At 47.9% G+C, this 21,924-nt stretch carries 28 protein-coding genes; 13 read left to right on the plus strand and 15 right to left on the minus strand.

Annotated elements, in window-relative coordinates:
* Positions 1 to 2 precede the first annotated feature (2 nt).
* The 8 genes from sspA to zapE all read right to left on the minus strand — a co-directional run bounded on the left by sspA (position 3) and on the right by zapE (position 7,207).
* On the minus strand, positions 3 to 632 hold the full coding sequence (gene sspA / locus ACN0UY_RS06280; protein ID WP_417665834.1) for a stringent starvation protein SspA: 630 nt from the start codon (positions 630 to 632) through the stop codon (positions 3 to 5).
* A gap of 17 nt (positions 633 to 649) precedes the next feature.
* Positions 650 to 1,384, minus strand: a complete 735-nt coding sequence (locus ACN0UY_RS06285; protein WP_417665921.1) for a cytochrome c1 — start codon at positions 1,382 to 1,384, stop codon at positions 650 to 652.
* 11 nt (positions 1,385 to 1,395) lie between these two features.
* Positions 1,396 to 2,658 carry a cytochrome b gene (locus tag ACN0UY_RS06290; protein ID WP_128352156.1) on the minus strand — a complete coding sequence of 421 codons (1,263 nt, stop codon included), beginning with the start codon at positions 2,656 to 2,658 and terminating at the stop codon, positions 1,396 to 1,398.
* Complete coding sequence (gene petA / locus ACN0UY_RS06295; RefSeq protein ID WP_417665922.1) at positions 2,658 to 3,248, minus strand: ubiquinol-cytochrome c reductase iron-sulfur subunit; 591 nt, start codon at positions 3,246 to 3,248, stop codon at positions 2,658 to 2,660. The genes ACN0UY_RS06290 and petA overlap by 1 nt, the downstream gene beginning before the upstream one ends.
* Before the next feature lie 206 nt (positions 3,249 to 3,454).
* Positions 3,455 to 3,847 carry a 30S ribosomal protein S9 gene (gene rpsI / locus ACN0UY_RS06300; RefSeq protein ID WP_128352158.1) on the minus strand — a complete coding sequence of 131 codons (393 nt, stop codon included), beginning with the start codon at positions 3,845 to 3,847 and terminating at the stop codon, positions 3,455 to 3,457.
* 17 nt (positions 3,848 to 3,864) lie between these two features.
* A complete protein-coding gene (gene rplM / locus ACN0UY_RS06305) occupies positions 3,865 to 4,293 on the minus strand; it encodes a 50S ribosomal protein L13 (RefSeq protein ID WP_128352159.1) in 429 nt (142 codons plus the stop codon).
* A gap of 242 nt (positions 4,294 to 4,535) precedes the next feature.
* Positions 4,536 to 6,089 (minus strand): Na/Pi cotransporter family protein, encoded by a 1,554-nt coding sequence (locus ACN0UY_RS06310; RefSeq protein ID WP_417665835.1) that lies wholly within the window; start codon positions 6,087 to 6,089, stop codon positions 4,536 to 4,538.
* The gene (gene zapE, locus ACN0UY_RS06315; protein ID WP_417665836.1) at positions 6,086 to 7,207 is read right to left on the minus strand and encodes a cell division protein ZapE; all 1,122 of its coding nucleotides are present in this window, start codon (positions 7,205 to 7,207) and stop codon (positions 6,086 to 6,088) included. The genes ACN0UY_RS06310 and zapE overlap by 4 nt, the downstream gene beginning before the upstream one ends.
* A 76-nt stretch (positions 7,208 to 7,283) precedes the next feature.
* On the opposite strand from zapE, the gene ACN0UY_RS06320 reads away from it, so the two are divergent.
* From ACN0UY_RS06320 to ACN0UY_RS06330, 3 genes are all read left to right on the plus strand, one after another.
* Positions 7,284 to 7,700: a YhcB family protein gene (locus ACN0UY_RS06320; RefSeq protein ID WP_128352162.1), complete on the plus strand. Its 417-nt coding sequence runs from the start codon at positions 7,284 to 7,286 to the stop codon at positions 7,698 to 7,700.
* A 221-nt stretch (positions 7,701 to 7,921) separates the two neighbouring features.
* Entirely contained in the window at positions 7,922 to 9,268 is a 1,347-nt protein-coding gene (locus ACN0UY_RS06325; RefSeq protein ID WP_417665837.1) for a DegQ family serine endoprotease, read from the plus strand.
* A gap of 122 nt (positions 9,269 to 9,390) precedes the next feature.
* The gene (locus tag ACN0UY_RS06330) at positions 9,391 to 10,446 is read left to right on the plus strand and encodes a trypsin-like peptidase domain-containing protein (protein WP_417665838.1); all 1,056 of its coding nucleotides are present in this window, start codon (positions 9,391 to 9,393) and stop codon (positions 10,444 to 10,446) included.
* A 16-nt stretch (positions 10,447 to 10,462) separates the two neighbouring features.
* Here ACN0UY_RS06330 and murA read toward each other — a convergent pair whose 3' ends face one another.
* The 7 genes from murA to ACN0UY_RS06365 all read right to left on the minus strand — a co-directional run bounded on the left by murA (position 10,463) and on the right by ACN0UY_RS06365 (position 15,129).
* Positions 10,463 to 11,719, minus strand: a complete 1,257-nt coding sequence (gene murA, locus ACN0UY_RS06335) for a UDP-N-acetylglucosamine 1-carboxyvinyltransferase (protein ID WP_417665839.1) — start codon at positions 11,717 to 11,719, stop codon at positions 10,463 to 10,465.
* Between the two features lie 12 nt (positions 11,720 to 11,731).
* Positions 11,732 to 11,989 (minus strand): BolA family protein, encoded by a 258-nt coding sequence (locus ACN0UY_RS06340; protein WP_417665923.1) that lies wholly within the window; start codon positions 11,987 to 11,989, stop codon positions 11,732 to 11,734.
* 62 nt (positions 11,990 to 12,051) lie between these two features.
* Positions 12,052 to 12,351 (minus strand): STAS domain-containing protein, encoded by a 300-nt coding sequence (locus ACN0UY_RS06345; RefSeq protein ID WP_417665840.1) that lies wholly within the window; start codon positions 12,349 to 12,351, stop codon positions 12,052 to 12,054.
* Positions 12,351 to 13,016: an MlaC/ttg2D family ABC transporter substrate-binding protein gene (locus ACN0UY_RS06350; protein ID WP_417665841.1), complete on the minus strand. Its 666-nt coding sequence runs from the start codon at positions 13,014 to 13,016 to the stop codon at positions 12,351 to 12,353. The genes ACN0UY_RS06345 and ACN0UY_RS06350 overlap by 1 nt, the downstream gene beginning before the upstream one ends.
* A 10-nt stretch (positions 13,017 to 13,026) precedes the next feature.
* On the minus strand, positions 13,027 to 13,494 hold the full coding sequence (mlaD, locus tag ACN0UY_RS06355; RefSeq protein ID WP_417665842.1) for an outer membrane lipid asymmetry maintenance protein MlaD: 468 nt from the start codon (positions 13,492 to 13,494) through the stop codon (positions 13,027 to 13,029).
* A 5-nt stretch (positions 13,495 to 13,499) separates the two neighbouring features.
* Positions 13,500 to 14,276, minus strand: a complete 777-nt coding sequence (mlaE, locus tag ACN0UY_RS06360; RefSeq protein ID WP_417665843.1) for a lipid asymmetry maintenance ABC transporter permease subunit MlaE — start codon at positions 14,274 to 14,276, stop codon at positions 13,500 to 13,502.
* Positions 14,269 to 15,129 carry an ATP-binding cassette domain-containing protein gene (locus tag ACN0UY_RS06365; protein ID WP_417665844.1) on the minus strand — a complete coding sequence of 287 codons (861 nt, stop codon included), beginning with the start codon at positions 15,127 to 15,129 and terminating at the stop codon, positions 14,269 to 14,271. The genes mlaE and ACN0UY_RS06365 overlap by 8 nt, the downstream gene beginning before the upstream one ends.
* A 177-nt stretch (positions 15,130 to 15,306) precedes the next feature.
* Between ACN0UY_RS06365 and ACN0UY_RS06370 the strand changes: the two genes are divergently transcribed.
* From ACN0UY_RS06370 to ACN0UY_RS06415, 10 genes are read left to right on the plus strand one after another with little or no spacing between them, the layout of a single operon-like run.
* Positions 15,307 to 16,287, plus strand: a complete 981-nt coding sequence (locus tag ACN0UY_RS06370; protein WP_417665845.1) for a KpsF/GutQ family sugar-phosphate isomerase — start codon at positions 15,307 to 15,309, stop codon at positions 16,285 to 16,287.
* Positions 16,287 to 16,841: a 3-deoxy-manno-octulosonate-8-phosphatase KdsC gene (kdsC, locus tag ACN0UY_RS06375; RefSeq protein WP_417665846.1), complete on the plus strand. Its 555-nt coding sequence runs from the start codon at positions 16,287 to 16,289 to the stop codon at positions 16,839 to 16,841. Before ACN0UY_RS06370 ends, kdsC begins: the two co-directional genes overlap by 1 nt.
* Positions 16,838 to 17,413: an LPS export ABC transporter periplasmic protein LptC gene (gene lptC, locus ACN0UY_RS06380; RefSeq protein WP_417665847.1), complete on the plus strand. Its 576-nt coding sequence runs from the start codon at positions 16,838 to 16,840 to the stop codon at positions 17,411 to 17,413. Before kdsC ends, lptC begins: the two co-directional genes overlap by 4 nt.
* Entirely contained in the window at positions 17,370 to 17,903 is a 534-nt protein-coding gene (gene lptA / locus ACN0UY_RS06385) for a lipopolysaccharide transport periplasmic protein LptA (RefSeq protein WP_417665848.1), read from the plus strand. The genes lptC and lptA overlap by 44 nt, the downstream gene beginning before the upstream one ends.
* A complete protein-coding gene (gene lptB, locus ACN0UY_RS06390; protein ID WP_128352176.1) occupies positions 17,884 to 18,609 on the plus strand; it encodes an LPS export ABC transporter ATP-binding protein in 726 nt (241 codons plus the stop codon). The genes lptA and lptB overlap by 20 nt, the downstream gene beginning before the upstream one ends.
* A gap of 8 nt (positions 18,610 to 18,617) precedes the next feature.
* Positions 18,618 to 19,991, plus strand: coding sequence for an RNA polymerase factor sigma-54 (locus tag ACN0UY_RS06395; protein WP_417665849.1), 1,374 nt, complete (start codon positions 18,618 to 18,620; stop codon positions 19,989 to 19,991).
* A gap of 27 nt (positions 19,992 to 20,018) precedes the next feature.
* Entirely contained in the window at positions 20,019 to 20,306 is a 288-nt protein-coding gene (hpf, locus tag ACN0UY_RS06400) for a ribosome hibernation promoting factor (protein WP_128352178.1), read from the plus strand.
* Between the two features lie 3 nt (positions 20,307 to 20,309).
* Entirely contained in the window at positions 20,310 to 20,756 is a 447-nt protein-coding gene (ptsN, locus tag ACN0UY_RS06405; protein ID WP_128352179.1) for a PTS IIA-like nitrogen regulatory protein PtsN, read from the plus strand.
* Between the two features lie 25 nt (positions 20,757 to 20,781).
* A complete protein-coding gene (gene rapZ / locus ACN0UY_RS06410) occupies positions 20,782 to 21,633 on the plus strand; it encodes an RNase adapter RapZ (protein WP_417665850.1) in 852 nt (283 codons plus the stop codon).
* A gap of 9 nt (positions 21,634 to 21,642) precedes the next feature.
* Complete coding sequence (locus ACN0UY_RS06415; RefSeq protein WP_128352181.1) at positions 21,643 to 21,921, plus strand: HPr family phosphocarrier protein; 279 nt, start codon at positions 21,643 to 21,645, stop codon at positions 21,919 to 21,921.
* The last annotated feature ends 3 nt before the right edge of the window (positions 21,922 to 21,924 follow it).

Raw genomic sequence — 21,924 nt, forward strand, 5'->3', positions numbered from 1 at the left:
ACTCACCGACCTAAGTCTCGCTCATTATCGGTGAGGGATTCCTGGAATGATTCGCGCTCAAACACACGAACCATGTAGGCTTTTACTTCTTTCGCACCGGCACCTTCTAACTCGATACCATACAATGGCAAACGCCATAGCAATGGAGCGAGATAGCAATCGACTAGGCTAAACTCTTCACTCATGAAGAAAGGCGAATCCGCAAACAGTGGTGCAAGCGATAAAATACCTTCGCGTAGCTCCTGACGTGCTGCTTCTGCACCTTTGCCACCCGCCCTAATTTTTTCCGCAAGCGCATACCAATCACGATCAATACGGTACATCATTAAGCGGCTGGTACCCCGAGCAACAGGGTACACCGGCATTAATGGCGGGTGCGGGAAACGTTCATCAAGGTACTCCATGATGATATGAGCGTTATAAAGCACTAACTCGCGATCAACCAGTGTCGGCAATGAGTCCGCATATGGGTTGAGTTGCATTAAGTCTTCCGGACGATTATCCGGGTCAACAAATGTTATCTCAACACCAACGCCTTTCTCTGCAAGCACGATACGCGTTTGATGGCTGCGTAAGTCATTTACGCCCGAATATAAGGTCATTACTGACCGTTTGTTTGCCGCAACCGACATGTTGTTCTCCATAAAGCTTATTTCACGTCCTTAAAGAATTCACGTTTTAGCAGTATCGCGAAAATCAAAAAGACTAATAGGAAACCGAACACATACCAGCCAATGCGCTTCTGTTGCAACATCATTGGTTCACCTGTGTAAACCAAGAAATTGGTCAAATCAAGCGCGGCTTGGTCGTATTCAGCTTCGGTCAACATACCGCTGCCATCGGCTTTGATACCTACATAAACGTCCTGCATTTCGCCGTCTATCATGCGCTGTTCTGTTGTTTTACGCGGCACACCTTGCAGTTCCTGCAACGCATGCGGCATACCAACTGCTGGAAATACTGCGTTATTCACGCCAAATGGACGGCTTTCGTCCACATAGAATGAACGCAAGTAGGTGTAGATCCAGTCGGCGCCACGAACGCGTGAAACCAGCGTTAAGTCTGGAGCTGCTGTACCAAACCAGTTACCTGCATCTTCAGCAGTCATGGCGTTGGTTACTAAGTCACCGACTTTTTCGCCTGTAAATTGTAAGTTCTCGACCCCTAACTCTTCAGGAATCTCAAGGTCTTTGAACATGCGGTTGTAGCGCTGATACTGCATTGAGTGACAACCCAAGCAGTAGTTCATGAACAACTGTGCACCACGTTGCAATGACGCTTTGTCATGCAAGTCAACGTTCGCTTTATCCAGTGGAACCGTCGGGTCAGCTGCTAATGTTGCAACTGACCACAGTGATGCTGCTACCAGCAGAGTATTTTTAATAAACTGTTTCATCACTTAGTAATCCTCTCTGGAACTGGCTTCGTGTTCTCGTTCTTACTGTAGAAGAACAAGACAACAAAGAACGCAAAGTACAAGAAGGTGAAGATACGCGCGAACATCGTATAAACCTCAGTCGCCGGCTTCAGACCTAAGTAGCCGAGCGCGATGAAGCTGATCGCAAATACCGTCAGGTTCACTTTGTGAATGGTGCTACGGTAGCGAATTGAGCGTACTTTGCCGCGGTCAAGCCATGGCAATACGAACAAGGCGACGATAGCGCCAAACATCAAGATAACACCAAACAACTTATCAGGTACTGCACGCAAAATTGCATAGAACGGCGTGAAGTACCAAACAGGTGCTATGTGCGCCGGCGTTTTCAGCGGGTTGGCCGCTTCAAAGTTTGGTGGCTCTAAGAATAGACCACCCATTGCCGGAGCAAAGAAGATGACGTAACAGAAGAAGAACAAGAAGATAGCAACGCCCACTAGGTCTTTCACGATGTAATACGGGAAGAATGGGAATGCATCGACAATGTCGTACTTCTTAGTGAAGCGCTCGTGGAACGTGAACTTCGGCTTCTCAGACTCTGGTACTGAACCTTTAGGCTTCTTAATTGAAACACCTTCAGGGTTGTTCGAGCCAACTTCGTGCAATGCGATAATGTGCAAGAACACTAATATAACCAAAACCAGTGGCAAGGCGATAACGTGCAATGCAAAGAAGCGGTTCAAGGTAGCGCCGGAAATAACATAGTCACCGCGAATCCACAGCGTTAAGTCATCACCAATGATTGGGATTGCACCAAACAATGAAATGATTACCTGTGCACCCCAGTATGACATTTGGCCCCAAGGCAACAAATAGCCCATAAAGGCTTCGGCCATGAGCACCAAGAAGATCAGCATACCGAACACCCACAGCAATTCGCGTGGCTTCTGGTAGGAGCCATACATCATGCCGCGGAACATGTGCAGATACACCACCACGAAGAACGCAGACGCACCAGTGGAGTGCATATAGCGCAACAACCACCCGTATTCAATGTCTCGCATGATGAATTCAACCGAGGCGAATGCGCCTTCGGCTGATGGGACATAGTTCATTGTTAACCAGATACCAGTAAGAATCTGATTTACTAAAACCAAGGTAGCTAGCACACCAAAGATGTACCAGAAGTTAAAGTTTTTCGGAGCAGGATACTGCGCTAAGTGGATATTCCACGTTTTGGTCATCGGAATACGTTCGTCAAACCATGCAATGAGCTTTTTCATTAGGCTTGCCCCCCGTCTTCACCGATTAAAATGGTTGTATCACTGACGTAGTAATGCGGTGGAACAACCAAGTTATATGGCGCTGGAACACCTTGGAATACGCGACCTGCGATATCAAAAATAGAGCCGTGGCACGGACAGAAGAAACCGGTTTCTGCCCCTTCAACGTACTCGCCCATACCTTGATCTAAAAACTGTGGTGAACAGCCTAGATGGGTACAGATACCAACCGCTACAAAGAATTCTTCTTTGCGTGAGCGATGCAAGTTTTTTGCATACTCTGGTTGTTGCGGTTCGTCGGAATTCGGGTCACGAAGCTGATCGTTAACGGCTTCTAGCGACGCCAACATTTCTGGTGTACGACGCACAACCCAAACAGGTTGGCCACGCCATTCAACCCGAACCAATTGGCCCGGCTCAGCTTTTCCAATGTTCACTTCCACTGGGGCACCCGCGTTTTTTGCTTTTTCACTTGGGTTCCACGATGCAATGAAAGGAACGGCAACACCAACCGCGCCCGCTGCTCCAACGACAGATGTCGCGACAGTCAGAAAACGACGGCGGCCTTTATCTACAGGCGCATTGCTCATCCACTTACTCTCCAGTTTGGACGCTTCACGGGACTTTGCCGCGAAGTCAGTAATTAGCTGCTGCGTTAGGCTCACCCAAACAACTTGCGGGTGAGCGACAATAAAAAAATGCTTTCAGATGATAAAGAAATGCCCTGATTTTTACAAGGATAAAGACAAAAAACCCGGCACAAAGGCCGGGTTTTTGACGTACTCGAGCTTTCGAATTAACGCTTCGAGAACTGTGGACGCTTACGCGCTTTGTGCAAGCCGACTTTCTTACGTTCAACTTGACGTGCGTCACGCGTTACATAACCCGCGCTACGCAAGTTGCTACGTAGAGTTTCGTCGTACTGCATCAGTGCACGGGTAATCCCGTGACGTACTGCGCCAGCTTGACCACTCGTACCACCACCTTTAACAGTGATGTACAAATCGAATTTTTCAACCATTTCTACCAACTCAAGCGGTTGACGAACAACCATACGAGCGGTATCACGGCTAAAGTATTCTTCTAAAGTGCGATTATTGATGCTGATGTTGCCGCTGCCTGGACGCAAGAAAACGCGTGCAGTCGAGCTTTTGCGACGACCAGTACCGTAGTATTGATTCTGTGCCATAGTCTTCATGCTCCGTCTTAAATTTCAAGTTGTTTTGGTTGCTGAGCTACATGGTTGTGCTCTGCACCAGCGTACACTTTCAGTTTACGGAACATGGCACGACCTAGTGGACCACGAGGTAACATACCTTTCACCGCTTTCTGAATTACCATTTCTGGTTTCTTAGCAATCAACTTCTCGAAGCTGATTTCTTTGATACCGCCTGGGTAACCAGTGTGTGAATAGTAGATCTTGCCCTGTGCCTTACGGCCAGTAACAGTCACTTTCTCAGCGTTAACGATGATGATGTAATCACCAGTGTCTACGTGAGGAGTGTATTCAGGCTTATGCTTACCGCGCAAGCGTGTAGCAACTTCAGTCGCTAAACGACCTAAGGTTTTGCCTTCAGCGTCAATAACATACCAGTCACGTTGTACAGTTTCTGGTTTTGCAACAAATGTACTCATTGAAATTACTCTTTTCTTTAAGGTTCACGACAGTAGTTCCGGGCTTCCCCGCGAACCACAACAACCGCTGTGGTTGAGCCACTTAACGGTTAGTTGTACCTGTAACGTGGGCTGCGCGGATTATAGGGAAAAGTGATCGAAAGATCAACGGTGATGTTCGTTATTCGTTAATCGTTAATCGTTATTGGTTATTGGTTAACGAATAACGACAAGCGCAGCGATCGATTAACGAATAACGCGTTTCAGGCTTTCAGTGCTGCGATGATTTCGGCGCTGCGTTCCCACAAGCTTGCAAGCTGGAACAACGCGGCACCATCAGTTGGCGACAATTCGTTCGCAGCAATGTCTGTCAGCCAGGTGTGGCGCAGTAAATTGCGAGTTGCACGTATTGAGCTTAACAGCGCCGACCAATTCGCCTCCGAACGATCTTTCATATCAGCCCCACTCAGAAGTTCAAGCAGTTGACTGCGTAAATCATGATTAAGGCTTGCATCGATATGCTCCGGCTTCGCAGCGCGAAGTTTTTCAACGATATCGCGCAAATCGATTAGGCGTGTATAGCTGTTATGAAGTTCCGCCAGCTTCAATGCTTCGTCACCATGCAATTGCTTTTCGCTGAGCAAATTAAGGTAAACCTTGATATGTCCAAGTAACTCGCCGGTGGCAATGTCTTCTTCGGTATCGGTGTTTACAGCGTCATCACGAAGTAGGGCTCTTAGGCGCATAATGTATTGACGCAAAACACGGCTGAGTTCTTGCTGCGCCGCACCCAAACCCATGGCGGGAATTTGAAGTACAGTTTTATCCAGAAAGCGTGGCTCACCTGAGCGTAAAGGCGGCAGGCGATACCAACGTTCGACCTGGCGAAAAATGCGATTGTCCAGCAACCACATCAAAGCGAGGCCGAGCACGTTAAACAATGTATGAAACACCGCAAGCCCTGAACTGATATTGGTGACTTGCTCACCACCAGAAAGCAATTCTGCGACCCACCATAAAGGCACCAACAACACCAATGCGACTGCACCCGTCACGCTGTTCATAAGCACGTGGACGGCTGCCAGGCGTTTCGCGTGTGCGGTTGCGCCTACACTGGCCAGTAACGCCGTAATGGTGGTGCCAATATTGGCACCGATAACCACAGCAGCACCGGCAAGTGGGCTAAAGACGCCACTGACTGATGCCGTTAATACAATTGCGAGTGCTGCTGAAGACGATTGTACTAGCGCTGTGAGTATCGCCCCTGCCATTACCGCCAACAGCACCCCTGCTATACCAGTAACTTGCAATTGCTCGACCGGTAAAACCGTTACCACTTGTTCGAATGCATCGCGCAGCGTATCCAGCCCGACAAACAAGACACCGAAACCAGCAATTGCCGTGCCGACATTGCCGGCAACGGAGTTTTTACGAACCAACTGAATGAGCATACCAAAACCGATTAGCGGCCAGGCAAAAACGCCAATATTGAGCTTAAGACCAATCAGCGCAACTATCCACGCCGTCATGGTGGTACCTACGTTGCTGCCAAAAACCACCCACGCAGCTTCGCGCAACTTAAGCATGCCGGCGTTAGTAAAACCGAGTAAAGCAACAACAACTGCGCTGGATGATTGCACCAAAGCAGTCACGGTAAAACCTGACAAAGCGGCGCGCATACGGGTTTGAGTGGAACGTTCGAGGAAACTTTGTAAATGGCTGCCAGCTGCAGCTTTCAAACCATCGGTGAGCAACTGCATACCAAGTAACAGTAGTCCTAGACCGCCAATTGCTAACGTCAGGTCAGTTAAAGTCATGGTTTATGTGCGAGTCCCAGATATTCGTGACTTTGCATTTCAAGTAAGCGACTCATACAACGCTTGAACTCAAAGTTAAGTTTACCGTCAGTGTAAAGCGCATCAAGCTTAGTCGCAGCCGACATGATGAGCTTCACGCGCCGTTCATAAAATTCATCCACCAAGGCGATGAAACGTCGCGCCGCGTCATCATTGTGCGAGCCCATTTGCGGTACGTCACTAATCAGCACCGCATGATAGCACTGTGCTAATTCAATATAGTCGTTCTGTGAGCGAGGGCCACCGCAGATTGCCTCAAATGAAAACAACACCACGTCATCACACTCCATACGCACCGGAATATTGCGATTATTCACCGTAATGTAACCGTGCTCATCACGGTTACAGTGATCGGGCGCTAATTCGGTAAAGTATCGCTCAAGATTGGCATCGGCGGCCGCGTCCGCCGGGGAGTGATAAATTTCGGCTTGGCTCAATGTGCGTAATCGGTAATCAATGCCACTGTCAACATTGATAATTTCACAATGTTGCTTAATCAGTTCAATTGCTGGTATGAAGCGTTGACGCTGTAAACCGTTACGATATAACTCGTCCGGAACAATATTTGAGGTCGCCACAAGCACCACATTGCGCTTAAATAATTCCTGCATCAGTGTGCCCAAGATCATTGCGTCGGTAATGTCTTGCACGAAAAACTCATCAAAACATACCACCCGAGCCTCTGCCGCAAGCTTATCAGCAATCAATGGCAACGGATCGCTACGCCCTTTGAGCTCTTTAAGCTCAGCATGCACGCGGTGCATAAATCGATGAAAGTGGACACGTAGTTTTTGCTGAAATGGTAGCGTTTCGTAAAAAGTATCCACTAAGTAGGTTTTACCGCGGCCAACACCGCCCCAGAAATAAATGCCTTTGGGTACCTTCGTGGTCTTACCAAACAGGCTTTTAATGGATTCTAAAAGACTGGATTGTGGCGCTTGGTTATGAAATAAGACCAGTTCGTCATAAAGGCGTTGCAAGGCTTCAACAGCGCGGCGTTGCGCCTCGTCTGGCGTGAAATTACCACTGTTAAGGTCCTGCTCATATTTTGAGATTGGCGTAAGCTTGTTCGTTGTCACTACCACTTCGACCCTTTTCTAGATTATGCTAGTAGGTGTTAGTTTATCATGCGAATTGCATTTTTAAGGAGTAATTATGAGCTGGATTATTGGAATTTTATTAGTCGTTGCCGGAGCAATTGTTGGTTTTTTTGCGGCGCGCTACTGGCTCGCGGAGCATTCGGATGAAGCAGAACTGAACGACCAAGTGACTCAAACCAAGCAACAGCTGGCTGACTATCGCCAGGAAGTTGCTGAACATTTGGCCACCGCGCAAGCACTTGTGGGTCAGTTGGAAGAAACGCAAGACAAGTTAAAAGCTTATCTTCATCACAGCGCTGACTTATTGCAGCGCGAGCAAGAACAGCCAAGCCTGCCGTTTTTCGCTGAAGACACCATGCGCGAACTGCGTATGGCCAATAAAATAAACAGCGAAAAGCGCAAATCCGACGATAAAGCAGCAAGTGATATGCCACGCGATTACAGTGATAAAAAATCAGGCCTATTTAAATAACTAAAAAACGTTAGTCGTTGTTCGTGCGCTGCGCTGTTCGTCCGTGCTGCGCACTATTCGAAGAGCGTAGCGTACGAACAGCGTAGCGCACGAATAACGAATTTACATCTTGAAACACATCCCACCTGAACTTATTTATAAGTCGTCAGTCTTTAACTGCATCTATTTATATCTTTTCCGATCATAGTTTGCACACAGTGCATATATAGGAGTTAACTCTGATGAAAGTGAAGTTCATAGCTGTATTGGCCATTGCGAGTGCACTCATTATTGCGCCTGTTTCGGCCGGCATCCCTTTCTTTGGTGATAAAGATGAAACCCCAACTTTGGCGCCGATGCTTGAAGAAGTCACACCTGCGGTTGTGAACATCTCAGTGAAGGGAAAACGCGAAGTTCGCCAACGCATTCCGGATATGTTCCGCTTCTTTTTCGGCCCGGGCGGCCCGCGTGAACAGGTGCAGGAACGCCCGTTTCAAGGTTTGGGCTCAGGCGTCATCATAGACGCTGATGAAGGCTACGTTGTAACCAACAACCACGTGATTGATGGCGCCTCTGAAATTTTGGTGACGTTAAAAGACGGTCGTCAGTTTGACGCCGAAGTGATTGGTACCGATGACCGTTCAGATATCGCATTGCTGAAAATTAAAGACGGCGAAAACCTTACCGAATTAAAAATTGGGGATTCAACTAAGCTACGCGTAGGCGACTTTGTGGTAGCTATTGGCAACCCTTTTGGACTTGGGCAAACAGTTACGTCGGGTATTGTTAGCGCATTAGGCCGAAGCGGGTTGGGAATTGAGGAAATTGAAAACTTCATTCAAACTGATGCTGCAATAAACAGCGGAAATTCAGGTGGTGCATTGGTGACACTTGATGGTCAACTCATTGGTATCAATACCGCCATTTTAGGCCCGAATGGTGGCAACATAGGCATCGGCTTCGCAATTCCTGCCGACATGATGCAGAACCTGGTGCAACAGTTGATTGAGTTCGGCGAAGTACGTCGCGGCGTGTTGGGTGTTCGTGGTAATGATTTGACTCATGAAATCGCAAAAGCCTTAGACTTAAAAGCAAATCAAGGCGCGTTTATTGCGGAAGTTATTCCGGACGGCGCTGCCGACAAAGCTGGTCTGAAGTCGGGCGATGTTATTGTTGGCGTGAACGGTGAAAAGATTCGAACCTTTGCTGACTTAGGTGCACGTGTAAGCACCCTGGGCGCGGGTAAAGAACTCAAACTCACCGTACTACGTGACGGTGAAGAACAGAAGTTTGACGTGGTTCTCAGTGCTGACGACCAAGCAGTTACAGCCGCTGCGCTTCACCCCGCGCTTAACGGTCTGACTCTTGCGCCGAGCGAGCAAGGTGGCCTGCAAGTAACCGCGATTGAAGAAGGCTCAATGGCTGAACGCTACGGCATCCGCAAAGATGACGTAATTATTGGCGTTAACCGCAGCCCAGTGAATACCATGGCGGCATTGCGTGAAGCGCTAAGCAGCGCAGGTAATGTCGTGGCATTAAATATTCGTCGCGGTAACTCGCAGTTGTACTTAGTATTGCGCGGCGGTTAATGCAGCATGAAAACATAGCCGCTGCTACTCAGCGAATATGAAAGAAGGCAGCAGTTGCTGCCTTCTTTTTTAAACAGTGTTATGCTTTTGCATATTCTTAAATCAATAGGTTACAACTCGCTATGCAGCTACGCCCAATCGCTTGGTACATCGTTCGCTCTGTTGTTCTCGGCCTAGCTGTCGCTGCAATTGTAATTTACCTATTGCCCTATCTAAATAATGACAGTGATAATGACTCGCAACGCGCAGAAATGCCGTTAAGCTTTTCAACGGCAGTGCAACGTGCGGCACCTGCCGTCGTTAATATTTATAGCATTGGGTCAACTCGCGAGTCTTATTATTCACGGCGACCAAGTACGCTGGTGCGTTTGGGTTCTGGTGTGATCATGGACAATCGTGGTCATATTTTAACTGCTTACCATGTGGTTGCTGATGTCAACGAGATTCAAGTTGCTTTGCAAGACGGCCGCAATTACAGCGGTCAAGTGATTGGTTCTGATCGCATTACCGATTTAGCGGTTGTTCGTATTGAAGCCGACAACCTTCCAACAATTCCACAGAATGAATCACTCACAACCCAAGTGGGTGACGTCGTGCTGGCTATCGGGAACCCGCATAACCTCGGTCAAACAATTACCCAAGGCATTATCAGCGCAACGGGTGGCCGCATGGGTGTCATTCATTCCCATGCTGACTTGATTCAAATGGACGCTGTTATTAACGAAGGCGCATCAGGTGGCGCATTGATTAATAGCCAAGGCTACTTAGTTGGTATCAATAACGCTCAGTTTCGCGATGCACGGGGTCAGGGTATCGATGGCATTTACTTTGCCGTGCCCTATCCACTGGCTCGCTCAGTGATGGATACATTAATTCGCGAAGGTGAGGTTGTTCGTGGCTATTTGGGCGTACAAGTTGGTGAAACACCGCAATCAAACCCTTACACACAACCGGGTATCTATGTGACTGGCGTTGACCCCAACAGCCCAGCCGAAAAAGCTGGTTTACGGGCCGATGATTACATTACAGAGATTAATGATAAGCCCATGTCTTCGGCTACAGAAGGCTTAGCCGTAGTAGCTCAGACCAAACCAGGCACGACAATTCAAGTACATTACTTAAGAGATAATCAGGAACGAATTGCCGAAGTAACCATTACCAAACTCGGCTCAATGTAGGGTGTTGCGTGAGTTATCAACTCACGCGTTTTATATTCGCACCTAAAGCAGACAACTTCTTCTCAATCGCCTCGTAACCACGATCGATGTGGTAGATACGCTCAACCACAGTCTCGCCCTGCGCCACCAAACCAGCAATCACTAATGAGGCCGAGGCTCGTAAATCAGTACACATAACCTGTGCGCCAGTTAAACGAGGTACACCTTTGGAAATGGCGGTGTTGCCTTCAAGTTCGATATTTGCACCCATGCGCCGTAATTCAGGCACATGCATAAAACGATTTTCAAAAATAGTTTCACGCACCCAACCCGCACCATCAGCAATTGCATTCAATGCACAAAACTGTGCCTGCATGTCCGTTGGGAAAGCTGGGTGTGGTGCGGTAATGATATTCACTGGGCGCGGTCGCTGTGTGGCCTGCAGGCGAATCCAGTCATCACCTTTGGTTATCACAGCGCCAGCCTCAGTTAGCTTTTTCAAAACAGCATCCAGCATGGTTGGGTCGGTATTGCGGCAGGTAACATCGCCTCCGGTTGCCAAGGCTGCGACTAAAAAGGTACCGGTTTCAATACGGTCGGGTTGAACGCGATACGCGCCACCGTGCAGCTCTTCTTTACCATGAATAGTAATGGTGTCGGTGCCGGCGTCACGGATGTCCGCCCCCATACTGTTCAAAAAATTAGCTAAATCTTCAATTTCTGGTTCACGTGCTGCGTTCTCAATGGTGGTGACCCCTTCAGCCAACGTCGCCGCCGCCATCAGGTTTTCGGTGCCGGTTACGCTGACCATATCCATGAGGATATTGGCACCCTTTAAGCGCCCATCAACTTTGGCATTGATGTAACCATTTTCGACGATTATCTCTGCGCCCATCTGGCGTAGCCCTTCAATGTGAAGGTTGACAGGCCGAGCGCCAATGGCACATCCACCAGGAAGAGATACTTGCGCTTCACCATATTTAGCGAGCAAAGGCCCCAAAATCAAAATTGAGGCGCGCATCGTTTTCACTAAGTCGTAACTTGCAATGTGGTTATTAATACCTTGCGGCTTAATCAAGAAGCTGTTTGGGCCGAGCTTTTCGCTGCTGACACCGAGTTCGCCCAGCAATTTCAAACTGGTGCTTACGTCTTGTAGGGCAGGAACATTGTCTAGCTGCACATCCGCAGAAGGCAGTATTGCCGCCATTAAAATTGGAAGTGCCGCATTTTTGGCGCCCGATATCATCACATCGCCGTGCAATGCCTGACCACCTTGGATGACTAATTTTTGCATCTGCAGTTCCTGTTAACTCAACATTGCGAGTTTTTTCTCGCGTTGCCATTCTGTTGGCGTGTAGGTGCGAATAGAAACTGCATGGAGTTCACCACTGGCGATCCATTCTTTCAGAGGCGCATAGACAACCTGTTGTTTTTTAACTCGCGACAGTTCACCAAAGAGTTCACCCACCACGGTTATGTTGGCATGACCGCCATCGAGCTTAACTAAAACTTCGCTGACATCGATGTTGTCGCGTAGATGTTGCTGAATAGATTCTGCAGTTATCATAAATAAATTGGTTCTTTGTTTGTGTTCATTGCATGAATGGTATGAGATTTGTTCGTAAGTTACGCCAGCTCTAAGAGCGTATCCACACCACTTACTCGGATCATCGCAGTTAACTGCTGATTGGCGTTTTTAATCACCAAATCACGTTGCTGTGTGCGTAGTTCACGTTTAACTTCAAGTAGCATTGCGACCCCAGCTGAATCAATTTTTTCGAGCTGTTGCAAATCAAAAGTTAACGCTTGCTCACCTTGCAGCCACTGCTTTCTCTGCTTCCAGATATCAGGGACACTGGCCCGCGTTAGCACACCATTGAATGCCACGTGGCCACTCTCATTCAGCTGCCATGCGCAATCGCTCATTACTCTGCCCCTTCCGGAAGATCGCGTGCTTGCACTGTTTCTTGTGCTTTTTCGCGCAGCAATGCAATGGTTCCGTCAATACCGCTTGAGCGGATAACCGAGCTAATCTCTGCTTGTTTGCTGTTTAAAAGGCTAACACCTTCAACCACCAAATCATAAGCTTTCCATACGTTATCATTGCTATCAAAACGCATTTTAAAGTCCAAACGAATTGGTGGCCGTCCCTGTTCAACTAAGCGTGTGTGGACTACAACCATGCGACTGCCTTTTTCAAAACGTTCCGCGTTACCAAATTCAATGGTATGTTTTTCTTCGTCGTACTGCGTAAACGCACCCGCATAGGTGGTGATCAAATAATCACGAAATACCGCATAGAACTCTTGACGCTGTTCTTCGGTGGTCTCAGATAAGTTGCGCCCGAGTACGCGTTTTGCTGCATACACGTAATCAACGTAGGGCATCATTTCTTCGCGAATAACCAAACGAATGTGGTTGATATCTTGATCAATAAGCTCGCGGTCTTGCTCAATGCGCTCAAGCGTTTCGTTTGCTAACTTTTCTAGCAAAATATAAGGGTTTTCATCACGAATTAATTCAGCTTGAACCGGCGTTATGGCGCCAAATCCAACAACCGCTGCGAATGCAGCAACTAACCACATTTTCATGCTTTTCTCCTTAATCGTTACCCTGACTAAATAGGAACTGCCCAATTAAGTCTTCTAAAACCAATGCTGACTTGGTGTCATAAATTTGATCACCGTCTTTCAACATCTCTACGGTATCGTCGATAAAGCCTGGGTTTAAGCCGATATATTGCTCACCCAGCAATCCGGAAGTCAGTATTGAGACCGACGTGGTATCAGAAAATTCATTGTATTCAGCGCTAATTGTCATTTCGACCAACGGTTCGTAATAATCACCACTTAACGAAATGTTGCTCACACGGCCGACAACCACGCCACCAACCTTCACGGGTGAGCGGGTTTTTAAGCCACCGATATTGTCGAATTTAGCATAGAGCTTGTAGGTGTCACCGTTTGTTACAACACTGGTATTGGCTGCCTGTAAACCCAAAAACAACAACGCTAAAACGCCGATAATGACAAATAAACCAACTGCTAATTGTGTATTTCTTGATTCCATAGCTTTTATCCAAACATCAATGCTGTTAAAACGAAATCGAGCCCAAGTACTGCGAGTGATGCAGTTACGACGGTCGACGTGGTTGCACGACTAATACCCACCGAAGTTGGCGTGCAACTGTACCCTTTGTGTAAAGCAATCCATGTCACCACAAAAGCGAACACTAAACTTTTAATGATGCCGTTCAGAATGTCTTGTCCCCACTCCACGTTGGACTGCATGACTGACCAAAACGCGCCATCATCAACACCCAGCCAACGCACACCGACCAAGTAACCGCCGTAGATACCTACCGCTGAGAACACAATGGCAAGTATTGGCATGCTATAAAAACCTGCCCAAAAACGTGGCGAAATAACTCGGCGTAACGGGTCAACCCCCATCATTTCAAGGCTTGAAAGCTGTTCAGTTGCTTTCATTAACCCTATTTCAGCCGTGAGTGATGAACCGGCGCGCCCCGCAAATAACAGCGCGGTAACCACCGGCCCAAGTTCGCGTAATAATGACAACGCCACCATCGGGCCCAGTGACTGTTCGGCACCAAAGTCAACCAAAATGGTGTAGCCCTGCAAGCCAAGCACCATTCCAATAAACAAACCGCTGACCACAATAATAACTAGAGACAACACGCCCACTGAGTACATTTGCTGCATCAATAAAGGCCATGACTTACGAAATTGCGGCTTGCCTAGCAATGCACGCATCAACATAAAAAAGGCTGCGCCTGCGCCCGCAATTGAGTCTAAAACTGAGCGGCCAAGTGCAGCTATCCGATCAAGCATCTGTAGCCCCCAATAAATCATCTGCAAGTGACGGTGCGGCATAATGGAACGGCACAGGACCATCGGCTTCGCCATGTAAAAACTGGTGCACTAATGCATTATCTGATTTCTGCAGCTCAGATGGGGTACCATGCCCGATCACTTTTTTGTCGGCAATAATGTAAACATAGTCGGCAATGGTCAGCACTTCAGCAACATCATGGGTAACGACGATACTGGTAAGCCCGAGCGACTCGTTCAACTCTTTGATTAGCTTGACGATAACCCCCATCGAAATGGGGTCTTGGCCAGCAAATGGTTCGTCGTACATAATGAGTTCTGGGTCTAAAGCCATCGCCCGAGCAAGTGCTGCACGCCGTGCCATACCGCCTGACAACTCAGCCGGCATTAAATGTCTGGCACCGCGTAAGCCCACAGCTTCAAGCTTCATCTTTACGATGGTTTTAATAATTTCTTCTGGGAGCTGGCTGTGTTCACGAATTGGAAATGCGATATTGTCGTACACCGTCATATCGGTGAACAACGCACCACTTTGAAACAGCATACTCATGCGTTTACGCAATTCGTAAAGGTCTGAGCGCCCTAAAGCATGCACGTTTTCACCTGCAAAGGTGATGCTACCGCGCTGCGGTCGCAACTGTGCACCAATCAATCGTAATAGTGTCGTTTTACCGATACCGCTTGGGCCCATCACTGCAGTGATTTTCCCTTTTGGAATACGCATCGATAATCCACGATAAACCTGATGAGCGCCGAACCCATGAGCAAAGTCAATGTCATCAATAACGACTAAAGCGTCGTCATCAGCATGGGTTTCTGGCTTTACGCTCGCCGAACTATGAGCCGTATGCATCGCCTTGTTATCTCCCTTTTCAAGCCCGCTAGTGTACCAGATTTAGGCTTTTTTCTATAGGTAAAGGCGGTAAAATTTGTGACAAAACGTGAGATTCTGTGCTTTTTACGTCTGCATTTCGGATTTCGATCGGGTATTATTGCAATTAACGCACTTTAGCTGGGGTAATTCATTGCTATGACAGATTCAAGCAAGCAGTCTTTTAGGGCGCTCGGTGAGCGCGTCGTGGATATTGAAGCCGCTGCTATTACTGGCCTGAAGCGCTTCCTTGATGGCAGTTTTGAGCAAGCGTGCGACATCCTATTAAACTGTGCTGGGCGTGTTATTGTTATCGGTATGGGTAAATCCGGTCATATTGGTGGCAAGATTGCAGCCACCTTTGCCTCTACGGGGACCCCCGCATTCTTCGTGCACCCTGGCGAAGCAAGCCATGGCGACCTTGGTATGATTACCAGCCAAGACGTGGTACTCGCTATATCGAACTCTGGTGAAACGGGTGAACTGTTGGCCATTGCGCCACTTATTAAGCGCCGGGGCGTTAAGCTGATTAGTATGACCGGCAACCCAAATTCAACCTTGGCAGACATTGCCGATGTGCACGTGTGTATTGCGGTTGAACAGGAAGCCTGCCCGCTGGGGTTGGCGCCAACATCATCGACCACTGCAACATTGGTTATGGGCGACGCTTTAGCGGTTGCCTTGCTCAATGCACGGGGGTTCACTGCTGATGATTTTGCCATGTCGCACCCGGGCGGCAGCTTAGGTCGCCGACTATTACTTCACATTCACGATATTATGCATAGCGGTGATCGCATGCCTATGGTGGCTGAATCAGCTACGATTTCTGAAGCGCTGCTGGAAATGTCGCGTAAAGGGTTGGGCATGACAGGGGTTGGTGATAGCTCAGGGAAATTAGCAGGAATATTTACCGACGGTGACTTACGTCGCATTTTAGACCAACGCATCGACTTACACACCACACCAATTGCGCAAGTTATGACTCGCAGCCCAGTAACCATTAAACCGGATGTTTTAGCGGCACAAGGTTTAAAACTTATGGAAGACCGCAAAATTAATGGGCTCTTTGTGGTCGATGACCAAGGCATCGCTCATGGTGCACTGAATATGCATGACTTACTGAAGGCGGGAGTGATGTAATGGAAACAATCAGCACTTGGTACGGCGACATCTCGCACACATTGCTGGAACGTTTTAAGCAAATTAAACTGGTTGTATGCGACGTTGACGGCGTATTTTCTGACGGCTGCATTTACTTGGGTAACGACGGCGAAGAGCTCAAAGCATTCAATACCCGCGATGGCTTCGGGGTTAAAGCACTGCTTCATGCTGGCATTCAGGTTGCTGTGATAACCGGACGAAAATCATCCATCGTAGAAAACCGAATGAAAGCACTCGGGGTCCCCCATGTTTACCAAGGGCAAGAACAAAAACTCACCTGTTACAATGCATTGCTAAAAACGCTTAATTTACAGGACCATCAGGTTGCAACCATTGGCGATGACGTACCGGATGTAGACATGATTAAACGCAGCGGCATTGGTGTTGCGGTGCAAGACGCACACCCGTTTGTGCAACAAATCGCTGACTACGTGACGGCACAACGCGGTGGCTATGGTGCAGTGCGCGAGTTGAGTGACTTGATACTCCTTGCACAAGGGCAATTACAGCTGCATGGCGGAGTGAGCCTGTGAATCGCAACTTAGCATGGGTCATCGCCATCATTTTTGTCACGGCAGCTTTGCTTTTCTGGCGGCCGTTTGGTGTCGATGACAATGATGAAGAAAAGCAAGGGTATACTGAAATTAAACCCGACTTTACGGCACAGGGCCTGATTGTGAGGGTTTACGGCGTCAATGGCGAGCTAGCGCACCGCATCGCTGCCGAAAAAATGACCCACTACAGTCCAATAGGGCTGACTGAGTTGACCGCACCGACTTATATCGTGCAACTCGACAATGATGGCCCTATTTGGCAAGTTCAGGCGGAGCAAGGTTCGTTTTACGCTGACAAGAGTTTGGTGTTGGAGCGGAACATTGAAATGATCAGTCTCTCTGAATCAGAATTTATCGACCGCATCGAAACAAGTTATTTAACCATTGATACACTGGACGAATCCGTTCAAACTGACCAGCCAGTGCTGATTGTAGGCCGTGATTTTACGGCGAAAGGCGAAGGTCTGCGCGCTGATATGCGCGCTCAAACATTGGAACTTACACGACATGTTGAAACAATATATACCGGCGGCAGCACTACTAATAATTAGTCTGTTTTCCGTTGGTGAGGCGAACGCCCAAGGTCGCTTGGATTTTGAGCAACCCATTAAAATCAATGCCGAACGCGACTGGTTTGACGTGGCAAACAAAATTGCTGTATTTGAAGATAATGTGGTGATTCGTCAAGGCAGCTTGAGCATTCGTGCTGACCATTTGGAAGTTACCCGACGTGACGACCAGTCTGATGTATTTACTGCTAGCGGTAGCCCTGCGGTGTACGAACAACAACTTGATGATGGTTCACCCATTTCCGCCGAAGCCGAAATAATTAGTTACGATCAAACCAAGCAATTATTGACGTTATCAGGCAATGTCAAAGTTTCACAGAGCAATAGCGTGATTCAAGGCAGTGAAATTGTGTATAACTTCGCGACGCAACAAATGACAGCGAACCGCGGTGACGATGAAAGCGATCGTGTCACCACTATATTTATGCCGAAGAAAAAGAGCGACACGAACAATGAGCCGACTAATCGCTGAGCATTTAGCTAAGTCATATAAAAAACGCCAGGTCGTCAAAGACGTCAGCTTAACGGTTGAGTCTGGCCAGATTATTGGCTTGCTCGGCCCCAATGGCGCCGGTAAAACCACAACGTTTTATATGATTGTTGGGCTGGTGAATAACGATAAAGGTCGTATCATGATTGACGACGACGATATCTCATTGTTACCCATGCATGAACGCGCGCGTCGGGGCATCGGCTACTTACCGCAAGAATCCTCTATATTTCGCAAGCTCACCGTACGTGACAATATTATGGCGATATTGGAAACCCGCAGTGACCTCGACGCCAATGGGCGCGAAGAGCGTCTTGACGGGTTATTGGAAGAATTTCATATAGGCCATATTGCTCATAGCCTGGGTATGAGTCTTTCTGGTGGCGAACGGCGGCGGGTAGAAATCGCGCGGGCACTCGCAGCAGACCCTGCATTCATTTTACTGGACGAACCATTTGCCGGGGTTGACCCAATATCAGTTCTAGATATTAAGAAGATTATTGAACACCTGCGCAACCGCGGTATTGGCGTGTTAATCACCGACCATAATGTGCGTGAAACCCTGTCGGTATGTGAACATGCCTACATAGTAAGTCATGGTGAATTGATAGCCAGTGGCGACGCCCAAACCATCTTAAATAACCAACAGGTGAAAGACGTTTACCTGGGTGAACAGTTCACCTTGTAGGTGGTGCAATGAAACAAAGCCTGCAGTTTAAATTCTCGCAGCAACTGTCGATGACACCGCAGTTGCAACAGGCTATTAAACTATTGCAGTTATCGACGCTCGAATTGCAACAAGAAGTGCAACAAGCGTTAGAAGAAAATCCTTTGCTTGAGCTCGAGCATGCTGATGCTGAAGGCGAGACCGACATCGGTGCCTACGAGTCGCCTTGGGACAGCCCATGCTCGGCTGCTTTAGGCCAATCCTCTGCAGGTTATGATGGTGAGGATGCGATTTACCAAGGTGAAACGCACCAATCCCTTCAAGACCATCTGATCTGGCAAATGCAGCTTTCGCATTTTTCCCCTACCGATGAATTCATTGCCCTTGCTATTATCGATTCGATTGATGAAAGCGGCTACTTAACTGTTTCACTGGACGAAATTTTGGCCGCTGCCGAAAAGCAAACTGGTGAACAGATTGAGCCCGATGAAGTTGCCGTGGTATTGAAGCGCATTCAGCATTTTGACCCTATCGGCGTCGGCGCACGCGACGTACGTGAATGTTTAGAGCTACAACTGTTGCATTTACCGGAACAAACACCATGGCGAGCCCAAGCATTGGCAGCGGTACGTGAGCACCTGGCGCTATTGGGAAGTCGCGATTATCGCACTTTAGCGCGGCGATTACGGCTGCAGGAGTCGGACCTTGCTGAGGTTCTGGAGTTGATTCAACACCTCCAGCCAAGACCCGGTGAGGGTTTTGGCAATGCGAGTGACGATTACGTAATTCCAGATGTGTTAGTGCGCAAAAAAAATAACCGTTGGATGGTTGAGCTAAATCCTGAAAGTGTGCCTAAACTTAAAGTGAATGAAAGTTATTTGAACTTATGCCAAGGCGCGCGACAAAAAGACGACATGCAATACATTCGCCAACAAACTCAAGAAGCCAAATGGTTTATCCGCAGCCTCGAAAGCCGCAACGAAACCTTATTAAAAGTTGCCAGCGCAATTGTTGCGCGCCAACAAGGTTTCTTTGAACACGGTGCCGAAGCGATGAAACCTATGGTGCTTGCCGACATCGCCAGCGCAATAGATATGCATGAATCAACAATTTCACGGGTAACCACGCAAAAGTATATGCATTCACCGCGTGGTGTGTTTGAATTGAAGTACTTCTTCTCAAGTCAATTGAACACTGACAATGGCGGGGAAGCTTCATCAACAGCTATCAGAGCTTTGTTGAAAAAACTAGTTGCTGCGGAGAACCCGAAAAAGCCGTTGAGTGACAGTAAACTTACTGAACTCCTTGCCGAACAGGGTATCCAAGTAGCTAGACGGACCATTGCGAAGTATCGAGAAGCGCTTAACATTCCGCCCTCGAGTCAACGCAAACGTCTTATCTGAATCTTGGACAAACAGAAGGAAGATGTTATGCAAATTAATCTGACTGGTCATCACGTAGAAATCACTGACGCATTGCGCGAGTATGTTGATAGTAAATTTAGTAAGCTTCAGCGTCATTTTGACCACATAAATAACGTCCATGTCATTTTAAATGTTGAAAAGTTAACGCAAAAAGCGGAAGCTACGCTGCACTTAAATGGCGGCGAAATTTTCGCAGATTCACAACACGAAGATATGTATGCCGCCATTGACGGGCTGATTGATAAACTCGATCGGCAGGTAATTAAACACAAAGAAAAGATAAAACGCCACTAAATCATGGATTTATCCACCTTATTAAGCCCCGACTGCACACGTTGTGCAGTCGATGGCTCAAGCAAAAAGAAAGTACTTGAGCTCATTGGTCAATTGGCCTCGCCTCGCCTCTCCGGCACCACTAGCTTTGATGTATTTGAAAGCCTGCTCAACCGTGAACGGTTAGGTAGCACGGGCATAGGGCTGGGTGTCGCCATTCCGCACGGGCGTTTGGCTAGTGCCAATAAACCCGTTGCAATTTTAATGACGTTATCTGATCCCATTGATTTCGATGCAATAGATAACCAACCGGTGGATATTATTTTTGCTTTGCTTGTGCCAGAAGACGAACATGAGCAACATCTGCAAACGTTAGCTTCCGTAGCACAGCGTTTGAATGATAAAAATTGTACGCGGGCATTACGCGATGCGCAGAGCGACCAAGATCTCTACGAAATTTTTATCAAATAACCCAAGGGTAGAGTAACCAAATTCGATGCAGCTGATTATTGTCACAGGCCGATCTGGCTCAGGGAAAACCATTGCACTGAGGGTGCTTGAAGATCTCGGCTATTATTGCGTGGACAATATCCCCATAACGCTCTTACCCACACTGGTTCATGCCGTTATTGAACAATACGATAAAGTTGCGGTTAGCGTTGACGTGCGCAATTTACCCGCAGATCAAAATGAACTAACCGAAGCACTCGACTTTCTGCCCAGTAAAGTAAAACCAGAAATTCTCTATATTGATTCTTCTGAATCGATTTTATTGCGCCGTTTTGGCGAAACGCGCAGATTGCACCCACTGTCACAGAAAGAATTGCCCCTTGCAGACGCTCTTGCTGCGGAAGCGGCTATGTTGGAACCACTGGCAGAGCGCGCAACATGGCGAATCGACAGTAGTGATTTGAGTGTGCACCAGCTTAGTGAGCAAGTCGCCGAGCGTGTGCTTGGAAAAGCGGCGTCACGGTTGATTGTGGTGTTTCAGTCGTTTGGCTACAAATATGGTTTACCGCCCGACCTCGACTACGCCTTCGATGCGCGAATTCTACCTAACCCGCACTGGGAGCCTGAGCTAAAACCATTAACTGGACGCGACCCAGCAGTGCAACATTTTTTCGCTCAGCAACCACTTGTGACCAAGTTTATCCATCAGCTCGAAGTGTTTTTAGAAACTTGGTTACCGCATTTTCAGCGCAGTAACCGCAGTTATTTAACCATTGGTATTGGCTGCACCGGTGGTCAACATCGTTCGGTTTATATCGCAGAGCAACTTGCGAAGCGCTTTAGTGATCAACCCTTCAAAGTACAGGTTCGCCATCGCGAGGCGAGCCGACACAAGTGAGGTGATATTGTGAGTGAGGTTATCCGCCGCACAGTGACCATCCGGAATAAGTTGGGTTTACACGCTCGTGCAGCTACTAAGTTAGCCAAGCTTTCTCATCAGTTCGATGCCAAAGTAACCATTGTACAAGGCGATCAACGCGTTGATGCCTCCAGTGTGATGTGTTTGCTACTGCTCGCCAGTGGGCAAGGGCGCGAAATTGACGTGGTTGCTGAAGGTAAAGATGCGCTCGTTGCAGTGGATGCCATTGCAAACTTAATTGAATCACGCTTTGATGAAGCGCAATGATGC

This window comes from Pseudidiomarina sp. (assembly GCF_048268165.1).
In the GTDB taxonomy this organism is placed as follows: domain Bacteria; phylum Pseudomonadota; class Gammaproteobacteria; order Enterobacterales; family Alteromonadaceae; genus Pseudidiomarina.